A 15,433-nucleotide genomic window follows, 5' to 3' on the forward strand; every position below is an offset into this window, starting at 1 on the left:
CGGACACTGGCGCGGGTGGCGGTGATCGTGCGGGCCGGGGCGGCCCCGATGCTGTGGCCGGGCATCCTCGCCACGGGAATCGGCCTGGTGCCGCAGGGCCTGACGGGGCGTCGGGTCGGACTGTACGCGGGGGCCGCGCTGTTCCTCGTCGCCGCGGCCGTCGTGGCGACGGTCCGCCGTGGCCGCTACCGGGCGCTGGGGCCTACCTCCACATCGCGGAGGTTCCCTCGATGCTGACGCTGTTCACCGAGGAGGATCTGCTGGACGAGCCGGGCCGGGGTCCCGCATAACCCGTCATCGCGGCCGGCGCGGCCGCCACCTGGCGTGGACGAGGTTGTCCGGCGGCGCGGCGAAGAGAGCGCCGATGGCGTCGAGTTCGTCTTCTGCGAGGCGGCATCGGCCGACGACGTGGCGCAGATCTCCGGACTGCTCAGGGGCCCCGGCCGGGTCGTGCCCGTGGTGCTCGGCACGGTCGGCGGCACCGCCTGGTGTTTCGAGGTGCGGGCCGGAGAGCCCGAGGAGTGACACCGCCACGGACCCCCGGCCCACCTGCCTCAGACCTCCAGCTCCGCCTCGATCCTCTTCAGCTGGTGGCGGGCCATCGCCAGGTTCGCGCGCTTGGTGTCCAGGGCCAGGTACAGGAACAGCCCGTTGCCGCCCCGCGCCTTGAGGAGGCGGATCAGGTGGTACTGCGTGCCGAGCGTGATGAGGATGTCCTCGATCTGGTCCTGGATGCCGAGCATCTCCATGGCGCGCAGCTTCGCCCGCACCACGTCGGTGTTGCCCGCGGCGGCCACGGTCAGGTCGAGTTGCTTGCCGCCGCCCAGCGTGCCGAGCGCCATGCCGCTCGTGTAGTCGACGAGCGCGACGCCGATGACGCCCTCGATCGAGGTCATCGCTTCCTTGAGGGCGGTTTCGGTGTTGGCCATGGTGGTGCCTTTCCTTTTCGATGGACTCATCTGGGTTGTGTGGTGTTCGGGTCGTGGCGGTCATGGCGGTCATGGCGGTCGTGGCGGTCGAGCGCGCTCTCGACGAGTTCGCCGATGCGGGTCCCGGCGCGGCGGGCTTCGAGGTGCAGCCGCCCGACGTTGACGCGGGGCTCCGCGGTGACGGTGAGGACGGCCGAGGAACCCGCCGCGTACGTCGCCACGTATCCGCTGTCGCCGCGCACGAGCAGTTCGCGGAACCCGCCCTGGCCGGTGGCCTCGGTGAGCCGCACGGCCACGCCGAGGGCCGCCGCGGTGAGCGCGGCGACGGTCTCCGCCTCCGCGTCGGGGGTGTCCCGGGCCAGGACGAGGCCGTCCACGCTGGCCGCGAAGGCACCGGTGAGCTGCGGTAGCCGGGACCTCAGCCGCTTGAGTTCGTCGAGGACTCCGGTGCTCGCGGTCATCAGCTGTCTCCTCTCGGCGCGCTGCCTCAGCGTGCGCATCACAGCGTTGCCTCCAGGGCGTCACGCAGTCGGCGGAGCAGGGCGACGTCCGGGTCCGCGGACATCTCCATGACCCGTACGACTTCGGGTGGCGGTTCGGGCGGGGCGGCGGTGGCGGGGGTCTCGACGAGCCCGGCCGCGGCCAGTCGGCGTACGTCGACGAGGGTGTGGAAGGCGGGCCTGCCCAGGGCGCGGGCGATGTCGCCCGGGGTCCGCGTGCCGTCCGCCAGTTCGAGCACGGCGCGCTGGCGCGGGGAGGCCCGGGCGCCGGGGCGCCGGGTGGCGGGGACGACGGGCGCGGTGTCGGTCTCCGGGTGCGCCCAGAGCCGGTCGAGCAGTGCCCTGCGGCGCAGGGTCTCGCGCTGGACGGTCTCCGCCGGTACGGGCCGCACGGCCCCGATCCAGTGGGCGACCCCGTAACGGAACCGCGCGGGGCCGCTGCTGGGGGCGAGCGCGAAGAACGCGGCGTCGAACAGCGCCCCGAGGTGGCAGATCTCCAGCTCGCCGCCGGAGAGCCGGCCGCTGTCGACGAGATGCCGGCCGACCCTGCCGTCCGCCCCTGCCTCGCGGAGCGCCCCCTGCCAGCTGTCGGACCGCAGCCGGCCGGCCGCGGTCAGCAGGACGTCGATCCCCGGAGCGGCCGGGCTCTCGGCGTGCACGACCTGCCCGTCGACGAGATAGAGCGTTCCCCGGTCCCGTAACAGTGCTCCGGTGGCCCGCTCAGCGGCGAGCCGCAGCAGCATGGGTGAGACCGTCGTACGACTCGAACGTCCCGGAAGGGCCGAACCCGTCGAGCTGGTCGCATCCGTCGAGCCTGTTGCACCGGTCGAGCCTGTTGCACCGGCCGGAACCGTCACTCCAGCACCAGCCGCTCGGTCAGGTCCCGCATCCGCAGCCGCGCGAGCGCGAGGTTGCCCTCCGCGCGGTCGAGCCACAAATGCATCAGGACGCTGCTGTCGAAGCTCGTCTCGACGAAGCGCAGGACGTGGTAACACGTGCGGGTGGTGACGACGAGGTCCTCGACGGGAGGGCTCTTCGAGGCCCCGTCGGTGTCCTCCCCGCCCGGCGCCGGGGCGAAGGTGGGGTGCTCCGCCGCCATCCGCGCGAGCTCGGCGGTCTCGGTGGCCGCCGTCTCGTGGTCGTCGCCCGCCGCGTCGCCGACCGTGCCGAGGGCGAGTCCGCTGGTCCAGTCGACGAGTGCGGCGCCGCGAGCTCCGGGCAGCCGCATGGCGTGGAGCAGACACTCGTCGATTCCGGGCACGCGGAAATCCCCCTCCGGCACGTGTGCGAACGGTTCGGACGTACGTCCGTAGTCGTGAGGTTACGCACCGGAGTGGTGCCTGGTGGAAGTTCTGGCATTTTCCACCGGAACATGCCTCCGCTCCGATAGGGTTCGCACCCCGACGACCCCTGATGCGGGGCCCCGGCGGTTGCTCAGCCTCTGGCTGCTTCCTCCTCGTGGCGGAGCTTCATCCACAGCTTGTTGACCGCCCACAGGACGATGCCGATCGCCAGCAGCACTCCGGCCCGGATGTAGACGTCCGCCGCCCGGTCGGACAGCGGGCTCGCCAGGATGACCGACGCGATCGCCCCGAGCACCGGCAGCGCCGTCGGCGTACGGAAGTGGGGGTGGTCGACGCGGTCCTTGCGCAGCACCAGCACCGCCACGTTGACCACGGCGAAGACGCAGAGCAGCAGGAAGGCCGTGGTGTCGCCGAGCCCCTCGATCTCGCCCGTGGACACCAGGCCGATGGCGATCACGGTGACGAAGACGATGCCGGTGACGGGCGTACGGCGCTGGCGCAGGACGCGGCCCATGCCGCGCGGCAGGACCTTCTCGTTGGCCAGGCCGTAGCAGAGCCGCGACGCCATCATGATGTTGATCAGCGCCGAGTTGGTGACCGCGAAGAGCGCGATGGCCGCGAAGAGCTTCGGCGGGAAGGCGACGCCGCCCGCCTTGACGACCTCCAGCAGCGGGCCGCTCGACGTCTGCAGCACCCGGTAGTCGACGAGCAGCGAGGACACCAGCGCCACCAGCACGTAGATCGTGCCGGTGACGGCGACACCGGTGAAGATCGCGCGGGGGAAGGTGCGGGCCGGATCCTTGGTCTCCTCCGCCATGTTGACCGAGTCCTCGAAGCCGACGAAGGCGAAGAAACCGAGCGCCGTGGCGCCCAGCACGCTGGTCAGCAGGGCGTATCCGGTGCCCTCCGCCTGGAACTCGCCCAGCCGCGTCGGCTCTCCGCCGCCGGTCATTACGGCCCACGCCCCGATGCCGAGGACCACGAGCAGCCCCGACAGCTCGACGAGCGTCAGCACCATGTTGGTCTTCACGGACTCGGAAACGCCCCGCAGGGCGATCGCGGCGAGGACGAGGATGAAGGCGATCGCGATGGCGGTCGTCGGGATGGCGTCCGTGAACTCCTGGAAGTAGTCCCCGCCGAAGGCGCGGGCCGCGGCGCTCGCGGACGACAGCCCGGAGCACATCACCATGAAGGCGATGATGAACGTCAGGAAGGGGACCTTGAACGCCTTCTGGGTGTAGAGCGCGGCGCCGGCCGCCTTCGGGTACTTGCCGACGAGCTCGACGTACGACGCTGCCGTCAGGAGCGCCACGACGAAGCCGATCGCGAACGGCAGCCACAGCGCGCCGCCCACCTTGCCCGCGACCTTGCCCGTCGTGGCGTAGATGCCGGTGCCCAGGATGTCGCCGATGACGAAGAGGAGCATCAGCTTCGGTCCGATGGCCCGTTTGAGCGACGGCTGGTGGTCCGGTGGTTCCGTGGAAGTGGATGTGGTCGCCATGTGACACCCCTGCCCGGCCGTTGTGACGGGATGCGTACGGGCCGGCCGTGTTCAGCCGTACGAGGGCGTACGAGCGCCTGCGGTGCGCACGCGTGCGCGCGGTCAGCCGCCGCGGTACTCCACCGCGCGGGCCACATCGGCGAGGTCGCGCTCGATCGCCTTGGCGACGGCCCGCGCGCCGATGCCGCCGAGCACCTTGGCGAGCAGCCCCGCCACGCCTCCGGGCGGCACGGCCGAGAACGTCATCCGGACCGTCGTCGTCTCGGGTCCGTCGGGCCTCAGTACGAACTCGGACACATAGTGGGTGCCCTGGCTGTCGGCCTCCACCACATAGCGCTCGGGCGGCTCGCTCGCCGTCACGTACAGCTCCTCGGTGGCCTCCCTGCCGAACATCCGGCGGGTCTCGCGCCAGCGCGTGCCGACGTCGAAGCCCCCGTCGGTGAGCACCTCGATCCTCGTCACGCCGCTGAGCACGCGCTCCCCGTCCTGAAGGTCGGTCAGGACTTCCCAGATGCGCCCCTGGGACGCGGCGATCCTGCGCTCGACGACGACAGTTCTGCTGGCCATGGCTCCATCGAACCACCGGGGTCCGGCTGCCGCCCGCTACAGCAGTGCCTCCGAGTGGGCCCCGCCGGACTCGGCGACGATCTCGTCCACGGTCTGCGCGTCCCGCACGGTCGCGAAGGCGACCCCGTCGGGGCCGGTGCGGAAGCCGTGCACCGCGGGGCGGGCGAGGCTGTTGTAGGCGTAGTGGTTGGTGAAGTAGTACGCGCCGGTGTCCAGCACCGCCACCACGTCGCCCTGCTCCAGCCGCGGGAGGCCCCGGGCCTCGGCGAGCAGATCGCCCGCGAAACAGGCGGGTCCCGCGATGTCCTGGACGATGTCCTGCCCGGTCCTGGGGCGACCCTTGGCGTCGTACGCGACGATCCGGAGGGGCCACGAGGCGGGGTTGTACACCGTGCGGGTCGCCACCTGGGCGCCTGCGTGGGTGACGGCGATGGGCCGGGACCCCGCCGACTTGGTGTACTCGACGCGCGCGAGGAGCGTGCCGTGCTTGGCGAGCAGCGACCGGCCGAACTCGGTGACCAGGCCGTACCGCCCGTCGAACAGCCCGGGGACCTCCCGGCTCAGCAGCCGGGCGTAGTCGGCGAAGGTGGGGGTCTCCTCGTCGGACGCGAAGTTCACGGGCAGCCCGCCGCCGATGTCGAGCGTGTCGATCTGCTGCCGCCCGGCGGCCGCGTTGATCTCCTCGGCGAGCTCGTACACGGCCCGTACGCCCTGGGTCAGGAGGCCCAGCGGCAGCCCCTGCGAGCCGGAGTGGGTGTGCAGCCGGGTCAGCCAGGGCCGGTCCAGACAGGCGCGGACGACCCGGTCGCGGGCGCCCTCGTCACGCAGCGCGAGCCCGAACTTCGAGGTCGCGGTGGCGGTGGACAGGGCCCCGATGGCGCCGGCGCCGATCTGTGCGTTCACGCGCAGACCGATGGGGGACCGGACGTTCCCGGGCGGCATGGCCTGGACGAGGGCGTCGATCCGGGCGAGTTCCTGCGGGTTGTCGGCGTTGACGGCGATCCCGAGGGTCAGGGCCGCGTGCAGCTCGGCGTGCGTCTTGGCGGGGGAGTCGAACACGGTCCGCCCCGGCGGTACGCCGGCGGCGCGGGCCAGCGCCAGCTCGCCGGGGCTCGCGACCTCCGCGCCGATGCCCTCCTCGTGGAGGAGCCGGAGGACGGGCACCAGCGGGGTGGCCTTCACGGCGAAGGCGTGCAGCACCGGGGCATCGGTGATCTCCTGGAAGACGGCCCTCAGTGCGGCGGCGGAGGCGCGGATGCCGGCGACGTCCAGCAGGGCGGTGACGGGCTCGGTCTCGGTGAGCAGGCCCTGTTCCACGGCCGCGCGTACGGCCTGATCGCGACGGTCTGAAGCCATGTGAACCAGCCAATCATCCGGAGTCGTCCGCCGCAGTGGTTGACTGAAATTATTCAGCACGTAAGGATGTGAATAGAAGAATCAACGTCGGAGGAGGCATCGGCATGTCTGGACCCCGCCCGGTACGGGCACCGCGTGGCACGGAACTGAACGCCCTCGGGTGGCAGCAGGAAGCCGCGCTGCGCATGCTCCAGAACAACCTCGACCCGGAGGTCGCCGAGCATCCCGACAAGCTCGTCGTCTACGGCGGCACGGGCAAGGCGGCCCGGGACTGGCGCTCCTTCGACGCGATGGTGCGCACGCTGAAGACCCTGAAGCAGGACGAGACGATGCTCGTCCAGTCCGGCCGCCCGGTCGGCGTGATGCAGACCCACGAGTGGGCGCCGCGCGTGCTCATCGCCAACTCCAACCTGGTCGGCGACTGGGCGAACTGGGAGGAGTTCCGGCGCCTGGAGGCCCTGGGACTCACCATGTACGGCCAGATGACGGCCGGCTCGTGGATCTACATCGGCACGCAGGGCATCCTGCAGGGCACGTACGAGACCTTCGCGGCGGTCGCGGCCAAGAAGTTCAACGGCACCCTCGCCGGGACGATCACGCTGACCGCCGGCCTCGGCGGTATGGGCGGCGCCCAGCCGCTCGCCGTGACCATGAACGACGGCGTCGCGATCTGCATCGACGTCGACCCGCGCGCGATCGAGCGCCGGATCGAGCACCGCTACCTGGACGTGAAGGCCGACAACCTCGCCCACGCCCTCCACCTCGCGGTGGAGGCCCGGGACGCCCGCCGCCCGCTCTCGATCGGTCTGCTCGGCAACGCGGCGGAGCTGCTGCCGCAGATGCTCGCCGAGGGCGCCCCGATCGACATCGTGACCGACCAGACCTCGGCCCACGACCCGCTCTCGTACCTGCCGGTGGGCGTCGACTTCGACGACATGGCGTCGTACGCGGCGAAGGACCCGGCGGGCTTCACCACCCGCGCCCGCGAGTCGATGGCCAGGCACGTCGAGGCCATGGTCGGCTTCATGGACGCGGGCGCCGAGGTCTTCGACTACGGCAACTCGATCCGCGGCGAGGCGCAGCTGGCCGGCTACGACCGGGCGTTCGCCTTCCCCGGCTTCGTGCCGGCGTACATCCGGCCGCTGTTCTGCGAGGGCAAGGGCCCCTTCCGCTGGGCGGCGCTGTCCGGCGACCCCGCCGACATCGCGAAGACCGACCGCGCGATGCTCGACCTCTTCCCGGAGAACGAGTCCCTGGCCCGCTGGATCAAGATGGCGGGCGAGCGCGTCCACTTCCAGGGCCTCCCGGCGCGCATCTGCTGGCTGGGCTACGGCGAGCGCGACCGCGCCGGCGAGCGCTTCAACGACATGGTGGCGAGCGGGGAGCTCGCGGCCCCGCTGGCCATCGGCCGCGACCACCTGGACTGCGGCTCCGTCGCGTCCCCGTACCGCGAGACCGAGGCGATGCTCGACGGCTCGGACGCGATCGCCGACTGGCCGCTGCTGAACGCGATGGTGAACGTCGCCTCCGGCGCGTCGTGGGTGTCGATCCACCACGGCGGCGGCGTCGGGATGGGCCGTTCCATCCACGCGGGCCAGGTGACGGTGGCGGACGGGACGAAGCTGGCCGGCGAGAAGATCCGGCGCGTGCTGACGAACGACCCGGGCATGGGTGTGATCCGGCACGTCGACGCGGGCTACGACATCGCGGAGTCGGTCTCCGAGGCCAAGGGTGTCCGCATCCCGATGCGGGAGGAACAGTGACCGCCTCCGGCGACCCCGGCCCGGGGCGCGCCCCGCGTGCCGGGGCTGCGCCCGGCCCCCGGGCCGGGGACTCCTTCCACCGCATGTGGGCGGACCTCGCGCCCGTCGGGCGCAACCCGGACACCAACGGCTACCGCCGCTTCGCCTGGTCCGGCGCCGACGCCGACTGCCGCACCTGGTTCCAGGAGCAGGCCGAGGCCCGCGGCCTCACGTACGAGACCGACCGCAACGGAAACCAGTGGGCGTGGCTCGGCGACCCCACCGCCGGGGACGCCGTCGTCGCCGGCTCCCACCTCGACTCCGTGCCCGACGGCGGCGCCTTCGACGGCCCCCTCGGCGTCGTCTCGGCCTTCGCCGCGCTCGATGAACTCCGCCGCAGAGGAGCGGAGTTCACCAAGCCCGTCGCCATCACCAACTTCGGTGACGAGGAGGGCGCCCGCTTCGGCCTCGCCTGCGTCGGCTCCCGGCTCACCGCCGGGCAGCTGACCAAGGAGAAGGCGTACGAGCTCCGCGACGCCGACGGCATCTCGCTGCCCGAGGCCATGGAGGCGGCCGGCTACGACCCGGACGCCATCGGCCCTGACCACGAGCGCCTGGCCCGGATCGGCGCGTTCGTCGAGCTGCATGTCGAGCAGGGCCGGGCCCTCGACCTGTCGGGGGACGCCGTCGGGCTCGCGAGCGCCATCTGGCCCCACGGCCGCTGGCGGTTCGACTTCCACGGTGAGGCCAACCACGCCGGAACCACCCGTCTCGTCGACCGCCGCGACCCGATGCTGACGTACGCGGAGACCGTCGTCGCCGCCCGCCGCGAGGCGGAACTCGCGGGTGCCGTGGCCACCTTCGGCAAGATCTCCGTCGAGCCGAACGGCGTCAACGCCATCCCGTCCCTCGTTCGCGGCTGGCTCGACTCGCGCGCCGCCGACCAGGCGACCCTCGACACGGTCGTCGCCGCGATCGAGCAGGCCGCGAAGGAGCACGCGCAGCGGGACGGCGTGGACCTCGCGGTCGTACGGGAGTCGTTCACCCCGGTCGTCGAGTTCGCCCACGCGCTGCGCGACGAGCTGAACCGGATCCTCGGCGGCAAGGTCCCCGTGCTCGGCACCGGAGCGGGACACGACGCGGGAATCCTGTCCGGCTCCGTCCCGACCGCCATGCTGTTCGTACGGAACCCGACGGGCGTCTCGCACTCCCCGGCCGAGTACGCGGCCGAGGACGACTGCGTCGCCGGGGTCCTCGCACTCGCCGACGTACTGGAGGGTCTCGCGTGCAGGTGACCACGTACTGGCTGGAACACGCATGGCTCGGCACGCACGTCGAGCCGGGCGTGGCCCTCGATGTGTCCGCGGGCCGGACCGCGGCGCTACGGACCGGGGTGGAGACCCCGGAGCCGGGAGCCGTGGTGCTGCGCGGCCTCACGCTCCCCGGTCTGGCGAACGCCCACTCGCACGCCTTCCACCGTGCGCTGCGCGGCCTCGTCCAGGTCGGATCGGGGACCTTCTGGACCTGGCGCGAGTTCATGTACCAGGCCGCGTCGCAGCTGACGCCGGAGTCGTACCACGCGCTGGCGCGGGCCGTGTACGCGGAGATGGCGCTGGCCGGGGTCACGGCGGTCGGCGAGTTCCACTACGTGCACCACGCGCCGGGAGGCGCCCGCTACGCCGACCCCAACGCCATGGGCGAGGCGCTGATCGCGGCGGCGGAGGGCGCGGGCATCCGGATCACGCTCCTCGACACCGCGTATCTGTCGTCAGGCTTCGGTGAGCCCCCGAACCACCACCAGCTCCGTTTCTCCGACGGCACTGCCGAGGCATGGGCCGAGCGGGTGTCGCTGCTCAAGGAGCGGGACGGGGTGCGCATCGGCGCGGCGATCCACTCCGTACGGGCGGTACCGGCTGCGCAGCTGTCGACGGTCGCCGCGTGGGCGTCCTCCCGGAACGCCCCTCTCCATGTCCATCTCTCCGAGCAGACGGCGGAGAACGACGCCTGCCTCGCCGCGCACGGCTGCACCCCCACGCGGCTGCTCGCCGACCACGGCGTGCTCGGTCCGCGGACGACCGGTATCCACAACACGCATCTCACGGACGAGGACATCGCGCTGATCGGCGGCAGCGGGACCGGCACCTGCATGTGCCCGACGACCGAGCGGGACCTGGCCGACGGGATCGGCCCCGCGGTCGCCCTGCAGCGGGCGGGCTCACCGCTCTCGCTGGGCAGCGACAGCCATGCGGTGATCGACCTCCTGGAGGAGGCGCGGGCGATGGAGCTGAACGAGCGCCTGCGCTCGCGCACCCGCGGCCACTGGACGGCGGCGGCCCTGCTGCGCGCCGCGTCGGCGGACGGCCACGCGGCGCTGGGCTGGGACGAGGCGGGCCGCCTGGAGACGGGTGCCCTCGCCGACTTCACGACCGTCGCGCTGGACTCGGTGCGGACGGCGGGGCCGGTGCCGAGGCTGGGCGCGGAGGTGGCGGTGTTCGCGGCGACGGCGGCGGACGTGCGGCACACCGTCGTGGGGGGCCGCCACGTGGTCCGCGACGGCGTCCACACCCTGGTCCCGGACGTGCCGTCGGCTTTGACGGAGGCGATCGCGGCACTGCGGTCGTGACGGTCAACCCCGGCGAGCCTCACCATCGCCGGACGGGCTCAGAACGAGCCCGTCCGGCGATTGAGGACTGGGGGTCCGGGGGCGAAGCCCCCCGCGGCGGAGCTGCAAATCAACACAGCCGGGAAGGGGCGGGGTGGGGGAAGGAACCACCCCGCGGCCCGCACGGAGAGGAACCCATGAGCACCACGAAGACCACCCTCGTCAGCAACATCGGCAGCCTCGTCACCAACGACCCCACCGTCGGCGACGGCAGCCCTCTCGGCCTCATCGAGGACGCGGCGCTGCTGCTCGACGGTGAAACCGTCGCCTGGGTGGGCCGCGCCGCCGATGCCCCTCAGGCCGACGAGTCGTACGACGCCGGCGGCCGCGCCGTCGTCCCCGGGTTCGTGGACTCCCACTCCCACCTCGTCTTCGCCGGCGACCGCACCCAGGAGTTCAACGCCCGCATGTCCGGCCGGGCCTACTCCGCGGGAGGCATCCGCACCACCGTCGCCGCGACCCGCGCCGCCACCGACGAGGAGCTGGAGGCGAACCTCGTCCGCTACCTCGACGAGGCGCTGCGCCAGGGCACGACGACGTTCGAGACCAAGTCCGGATACGGGCTCACCGTCGAGGACGAGGCCCGCGCCCTCCGGATCGCCGCCCGGCACACGGACGAGGTGACGTATCTCGGCGCCCACGTCGTGTCCCCGGACTACGCCGAGGATCCGGCGGCCTACGTCGCCCTCGTCACCGGCGAGATGCTCGACGCCTGCGCGCCCCACGCCCGTTGGGTCGACGTCTTCTGCGAGAAGGGCGCGTTCGACGGGGACCAGGCCCGTGCGGTGCTCACCGCCGGCATGGCGAAGGGCCTGACCCCGCGCGTCCACGCCAACCAGCTGACGTACGGCCCCGGAGTGCAGCTCGCCGTCGAGCTGGACGCGGCCAGCGCCGACCACTGCACCCACCTCACCCAGCAGGACGTCGACGCCCTCGCGAGCGGCAACACCGTGGCCACGCTCCTCCCCGGCGCCGAGTTCTCCACCCGCGCCGAATGGCCCGACGCCCGTCGCCTCCTCGATGCGGGCGTCACGGTGGCGCTCTCCACCGACTGCAACCCGGGTTCGTCCTTCACGTCCTCCATGCCGTTCTGCATCGCGCTCGCGGTACGCGACATGGGGATGACGCCGGACGAGGCGCTCTGGTCCGCCACGGCCGGCGGCGCGGCGGCCCTCCGCCGCACGGACATCGGCCGCATCGCCCCGGGCACCCGCGCCGACCTCGCCCTCCTCGACGCCCCGTCGCACGTCCACCTGGCGTACCGCCCCGGCGTGCCCCTGGTCACGGAGGTGTGGCGCCGCGGCGTTCAGGTGGTCCGGCGCACCCGCTAGTACGTGTCCGGGCGGTCACCTACGGAGCCGGGGGAAGCGGAGTTCGGCCCCGGCTGACCCCGCGCCACCGGAACGGAGCCCCGACGTGATACTCGGGGCTGCGCTCTGTCCAGCTCTGTCCACCGGCGCTCCGGCTCCGACCTAGCGCCGCAGCGCTTCCACCGGCTGGATACGGCTGGCCCGCCAGGCCGGATAGAGCCCGGCGACAACCCCGGTCAGCAGGCCGATGGCGGGGGCCGCCACGACAGTGGCGGGATGAATGACCGGGGTCCATTCGCGCGCCATCGCGGTGCCGATGACGGCGAAGGTGCCGAGGCTGGTGCCGACCAGTCCGCCGAGGGTGCCCAGCGCTCCCGACTCGGCCAAGAACTGGAGGGTGATGTGGCGACCGCGGGCGCCCAGTGCGCGGCGCAGGCCGATCTCTCCGGTGCGTTCGAGCACGGCCACCAGAGTGGTGTTGGCGATGCCCACCGCGCCGATCAGCAGACAGATGGCCGCAAGGAGCAGAAAGAGCTGGTCGAGGTCCGACGTGACCGCCGTCCTGAGACCCCTGGGGTCGGGTGGCGGAACGGCCTGGAAGTAGTCGGGGTGTGCGGGATCGAGTGCGAGGGCCGTCTCGCCGGCGACCTGCTGGGCGGCGCCGAGCTCCGTGGAGATCAGCATCTTGGCGCGGTTGCCGCTCCTGGGCCCGCCCCAGACACGCTCGGCGGTGGTGCGCGGGACCACGACGGAGAGCAGCACGTCCGACTTCCGGTCGACCTCCTCGACGATGCCGATCACCGTGAAGGCGTCTCCGCCGATGAAGATCGCGGGGGCCGTCTCCAGGGTGGTGATGCCGAGCCGGGCCGCCATGCCGGAACCGATCACGGCGACCTGCTGCGCCTCCCGGTCGTGGTACGCGTCGAAGATCCTGCCCTGTTGGAGGTGCGGGCCCGCGGCGGCCAGGACGCCGGGTGAGGCCGCGACGATCTGGCTCTGGGTCTCCTCGCCGGCCTCGCCGACGGGCGCGGACCGTACCCCCCGCCCCTCCGGCAGCCGCACCGACCAGTAGACACCCGCGTCGCGCACCCCGTTCAGCCGCTCGATGCGGGCGTCCGCGTCGGCCGGGAAAGCGTTCTGCACGTACTCCGGCTGCTCACCGCCGGTGTCCTCGACTGTCACCTCGGTCGCGGTCAGTGCGTTGAAACGCTCGTCGATCTGCTGGGAGGTGGTGGAGGTCAGGCCCAGCACGGCGACGAAGGTACCCACGCCCAGGACGGTGCCGAGCGCGGTCAGGGCCGAGCGGCCGGGGCGCTGAAGCATCCCGGCCGTCGCCTCGGCCAGCAGGTCGCGCGGGGAGAGCCGCGAAGTACGGACCGCGGTGGCGCGCTTCCGACGGAGCCCCGGGAGCGCGGAGCGGGCGGGGCGCCTCATGCCGGTATCCGTTCGTGCAACAGGCCGTCCCGGATGGTCAGGGTGCGCCTGCCCCGGGCGGCCACCTCGGGATCGTGGGTGATGACGATCAGGGTGATGCCGTCCGCGTGGAGTTCATCGAGCAGTCCGAGAATCTGCTGCGCGGTGGTCGTGTCGAGGTTTCCGGTCGGCTCGTCGCACAGCAGCAGCGACGGTCGGCTCACCAACGCCCGTGCGATGGCGACGCGTTGCCGCTCACCGCCGGACATCCGGGTGGGGACGGAGTCGACGCGGTGGCCGAGACCGACTCGGTGGAGTGCCTCGCGCGCCCGGGTGACACGCTCGGCTCGCGGTATGCCGTTGTACGTCATGGCCAGCATGACGTTCTCCAGCGAGGAGCGGTGGGGCAGTAGATGGAAGCTCTGGAAGACGAAGCCGATGCGACTGCCGCGCAGTCCGGTGCGCTCGCTCTCCCTGAGCCCGGCGGTGTCGATACCGTCGAGCCGGTAGGTTCCCCCGCTCGGCCGGTCGAGGAGTCCGGCGATGTTGAGGAACGTCGACTTGCCCGAGCCGGACGGCCCGACGACCGTCAGGTAGTCACCGCGGTGGATCGTGAGGTCGAAAGGGCGCAGCGCCTCGACCGGAGGCGTTCCGGGGTAGGTGAGGGTCACGCCCCTGAAGTCGATGACGGGGACGTCGGCGGCGGTGGGATCCGCGTCCGCGGCGGCGCCCTTCGAGGTATCGGTCACCTCTGGGCTCCCGGGACCTCCGGAGCGCCGCCGGCCCCGAGGCCGCCGTCACCGGCTCCCGCACCGGCCCCCGCACCCACGCCGACGATCACGCGCTCCTGCTCGGAGAGCGTCCCGCCCACGGGCGTGACCTGTACGTATCCGTCGCCCGAGGTGCCCGGGCGGACCTCGACGCGGCGGCGCGCGCCATCGTTCTGGAGGACGGTCACGGTGGTCCGGGAGTCGGCGCCGGCCGAGACCGCGGAGACGGGGACCACGAGCACCTTGCCGACCGAGGTCGCCGCTTCGACGGTGAGCCGTACGTCCTGGCCCGCGAGGGTCGCCGGCAGGTCCTTGTCGGGGCGCACCTCGAGGGTGTACCCCTGCCCCTGCACCGCGTCGCCGGCGGGTCCGCCTTCGGGGGCGGCTGCCGCGGGCTCCTCGGAGACCGAGGCGACGACGCCGGTGGCCTCCTGACCGGTGGTCTCGGAGAGGATTCGTACCTTCTGCCCGGCCCTCACCAGGCCTTTCTCGTGGGCGGCGAGAGAGCCCTTCACCACGAGCCGGCCCGCCGAGACGGTCATGGGCTTCTCGCCGACGTCGCCGCCGACCTTGGCGTTGACCACGTCGACCCGGGCCGGGAAGCCGGACAGGTAGGCCACCTCGGACGCGGGGACCATGGGGCCCGACACGGCTTCCGCGTCGGTCAGTTTCTTCCGCGCCTCGGCGAGGTCCTCGCGGGCGTACTTCAGATCGTCGCCCGATGCCTCCCCCTCCGCCTTGCCCGACGTCAGCCTGGCGAGCGCGCGTTCGGCGGCCTTCACCTGGTCGCGGGCCGCCTCGACCGGATCGCCTCCCTCGCCGCCCGGGCCGCTCTCGCCACCGACGAGTACGGGGTCGTAGCCGACGGAGGCGTAGAAGGCGGCCACCGCGGCCTTCGTCCCGGGGCCGTACACGCCCTTCCTGTCGCCGCCCGTGCTGTGCCCGAGGCCGGCCAGGGCCTTCTGCAACTGCCGAACGTCTTCCCCGTGGGCACCGGGCTTGAGGTCCCGGTACACAGGCAGTGTGCCGGTCAGCACGAACACGGGCCGGCCGGATATCTCCATGAGGACCTGGCCCGCCTTGAAGGTCTTGCCGGCCTGAACCAGAAGCTTGGTGACGACCGGCTTGCCGCCCTCGGCCGCGGAGGCCGCGGGGGCGATGTCGACGGTCTGCGAGGCGGAGACAGTTCCCCGGGTCACCACGGTGTCGGAGACGATCCGGCGTTCGACGGGCGCGGTCAGGACATCGGGCACGGGAGGCGCGGCTTCCGCCGCGGCCTGCGCCGGCGACTGCACGAGGGAGGCACCCCACAGGCCGGCACCGGAGAGCGCGAACGCGCCCACGGCCAGGATGGTCACTGCCCTGCGCCGACGTGCGAT

At 72.5% G+C, this 15,433-nt stretch carries 15 protein-coding genes and 1 pseudogene; 6 read left to right on the forward strand and 10 right to left on the reverse strand.

Annotation, left to right across the window (positions count from 1 at the left end; all coding sequences use genetic code 11):
- Window positions 1–15 precede the first annotated feature (15 nt).
- Together ACFV9O_RS13875 and ACFV9O_RS13880 are read left to right on the forward strand one after the other, a co-directional pair.
- Window positions 16–213: pseudogene (locus ACFV9O_RS13875) on the forward strand (hypothetical protein); the annotation flags it as partial.
- A 111-nt stretch (window positions 214–324) separates the two neighbouring features.
- On the forward strand, window positions 325–525 hold the full coding sequence (locus tag ACFV9O_RS13880; protein WP_385416707.1) for a hypothetical protein: 201 nt from the start codon (window positions 325–327) through the stop codon (window positions 523–525).
- Between the two features lie 29 nt (window positions 526–554).
- On the opposite strand, the gene ACFV9O_RS13885 is transcribed toward ACFV9O_RS13880, so the two are convergent.
- From ACFV9O_RS13885 to ACFV9O_RS13915, 7 genes are all read right to left on the reverse strand, one after another.
- Window positions 555–929, reverse strand: coding sequence for a hypothetical protein (locus ACFV9O_RS13885; RefSeq protein ID WP_385416710.1), 375 nt, complete (start codon window positions 927–929; stop codon window positions 555–557).
- Window positions 930–955: 26 nt separating this feature from the next.
- Complete coding sequence (locus ACFV9O_RS13890; protein WP_385416712.1) at window positions 956–1,390, reverse strand: roadblock/LC7 domain-containing protein; 435 nt, start codon at window positions 1,388–1,390, stop codon at window positions 956–958.
- 38 nt (window positions 1,391–1,428) lie between these two features.
- Entirely contained in the window at window positions 1,429–2,172 is a 744-nt protein-coding gene (locus tag ACFV9O_RS13895; RefSeq protein ID WP_385416714.1) for a transcriptional regulator, read from the reverse strand.
- A 110-nt stretch (window positions 2,173–2,282) separates the two neighbouring features.
- A complete protein-coding gene (locus ACFV9O_RS13900; RefSeq protein WP_385416715.1) occupies window positions 2,283–2,690 on the reverse strand; it encodes a hypothetical protein in 408 nt (135 codons plus the stop codon).
- A gap of 173 nt (window positions 2,691–2,863) precedes the next feature.
- Window positions 2,864–4,234, reverse strand: a complete 1,371-nt coding sequence (locus ACFV9O_RS13905; protein WP_385416717.1) for an APC family permease — start codon at window positions 4,232–4,234, stop codon at window positions 2,864–2,866.
- 102 nt (window positions 4,235–4,336) lie between these two features.
- The gene (locus ACFV9O_RS13910; protein WP_385416718.1) at window positions 4,337–4,801 is read right to left on the reverse strand and encodes an SRPBCC family protein; all 465 of its coding nucleotides are present in this window, start codon (window positions 4,799–4,801) and stop codon (window positions 4,337–4,339) included.
- A 36-nt stretch (window positions 4,802–4,837) separates the two neighbouring features.
- Window positions 4,838–6,157, reverse strand: a complete 1,320-nt coding sequence (locus ACFV9O_RS13915) for a diaminopimelate decarboxylase (protein ID WP_385416719.1) — start codon at window positions 6,155–6,157, stop codon at window positions 4,838–4,840.
- A gap of 104 nt (window positions 6,158–6,261) precedes the next feature.
- On the opposite strand from ACFV9O_RS13915, the gene hutU reads away from it, so the two are divergent.
- The 4 genes from hutU (at window position 6,262) to hutI (ending at window position 11,892) form a co-directional block, all read left to right on the forward strand.
- Window positions 6,262–7,920: a urocanate hydratase gene (gene hutU / locus ACFV9O_RS13920; protein ID WP_385416722.1), complete on the forward strand. Its 1,659-nt coding sequence runs from the start codon at window positions 6,262–6,264 to the stop codon at window positions 7,918–7,920.
- Window positions 7,921–8,003: 83 nt separating this feature from the next.
- Window positions 8,004–9,194, forward strand: a complete 1,191-nt coding sequence (locus tag ACFV9O_RS13925) for an allantoate amidohydrolase (protein ID WP_385416885.1) — start codon at window positions 8,004–8,006, stop codon at window positions 9,192–9,194.
- Window positions 9,185–10,522 (forward strand): formimidoylglutamate deiminase, encoded by a 1,338-nt coding sequence (locus tag ACFV9O_RS13930; RefSeq protein WP_385416724.1) that lies wholly within the window; start codon window positions 9,185–9,187, stop codon window positions 10,520–10,522. Before ACFV9O_RS13925 ends, ACFV9O_RS13930 begins: the two co-directional genes overlap by 10 nt.
- Before the next feature lie 176 nt (window positions 10,523–10,698).
- Window positions 10,699–11,892, forward strand: coding sequence for an imidazolonepropionase (gene hutI, locus ACFV9O_RS13935; RefSeq protein WP_385416726.1), 1,194 nt, complete (start codon window positions 10,699–10,701; stop codon window positions 11,890–11,892).
- A gap of 141 nt (window positions 11,893–12,033) precedes the next feature.
- Here the strand turns inward: hutI and ACFV9O_RS13940 are convergent, their stop codons facing one another.
- Genes ACFV9O_RS13940 through ACFV9O_RS13950 form a run of 3 tightly spaced genes read right to left on the reverse strand, consistent with a single transcriptional unit; the run spans window position 12,034 to window position 15,397 of the window.
- Complete coding sequence (locus tag ACFV9O_RS13940; RefSeq protein WP_385416729.1) at window positions 12,034–13,305, reverse strand: ABC transporter permease; 1,272 nt, start codon at window positions 13,303–13,305, stop codon at window positions 12,034–12,036.
- A complete protein-coding gene (locus ACFV9O_RS13945; RefSeq protein WP_385416731.1) occupies window positions 13,302–14,033 on the reverse strand; it encodes an ABC transporter ATP-binding protein in 732 nt (243 codons plus the stop codon). Before ACFV9O_RS13945 ends, ACFV9O_RS13940 begins: the two co-directional genes overlap by 4 nt.
- On the reverse strand, window positions 14,030–15,397 hold the full coding sequence (locus ACFV9O_RS13950) for a peptidoglycan-binding protein (RefSeq protein ID WP_385416733.1): 1,368 nt from the start codon (window positions 15,395–15,397) through the stop codon (window positions 14,030–14,032). Before ACFV9O_RS13950 ends, ACFV9O_RS13945 begins: the two co-directional genes overlap by 4 nt.
- Window positions 15,398–15,433: the final 36 nt, after the last annotated feature.

It is taken from the genome of Streptomyces sp. NPDC059909 (genome assembly GCF_042730885.1).
In the GTDB taxonomy this organism is placed as follows: domain Bacteria; phylum Actinomycetota; class Actinomycetes; order Streptomycetales; family Streptomycetaceae; genus Streptomyces.

Bases quoted from the DNA above. Each gene is read 5' to 3' on its own strand.
- ACFV9O_RS13885 (WP_385416710.1), bottom strand. From the start codon at position 929: ATGGCCAACACCGAAACCGCCCTCAAGGAAGCGATGACCTCGATCGAG.
- ACFV9O_RS13890 (WP_385416712.1), bottom strand. From the start codon at position 1,390: ATGACCGCGAGCACCGGAGTCCTCGACGAACTCAAGCGGCTGAGGTCC.
- ACFV9O_RS13895 (WP_385416714.1), bottom strand. From the start codon at position 2,172: ATGCTGCTGCGGCTCGCCGCTGAGCGGGCCACCGGAGCACTGTTACGG.
- ACFV9O_RS13905 (WP_385416717.1), bottom strand. From the start codon at position 4,234: ATGGCGACCACATCCACTTCCACGGAACCACCGGACCACCAGCCGTCG.
- ACFV9O_RS13910 (WP_385416718.1), bottom strand. From the start codon at position 4,801: ATGGCCAGCAGAACTGTCGTCGTCGAGCGCAGGATCGCCGCGTCCCAG.
- ACFV9O_RS13915 (WP_385416719.1), bottom strand. From the start codon at position 6,157: ATGGCTTCAGACCGTCGCGATCAGGCCGTACGCGCGGCCGTGGAACAG.
- hutU (WP_385416722.1), top strand. From the start codon at position 6,262: ATGTCTGGACCCCGCCCGGTACGGGCACCGCGTGGCACGGAACTGAAC.
- ACFV9O_RS13925 (WP_385416885.1), top strand. From the start codon at position 8,004: ATGTGGGCGGACCTCGCGCCCGTCGGGCGCAACCCGGACACCAACGGC.
- hutI (WP_385416726.1), top strand. From the start codon at position 10,699: ATGAGCACCACGAAGACCACCCTCGTCAGCAACATCGGCAGCCTCGTC.
- ACFV9O_RS13940 (WP_385416729.1), bottom strand. From the start codon at position 13,305: ATGAGGCGCCCCGCCCGCTCCGCGCTCCCGGGGCTCCGTCGGAAGCGC.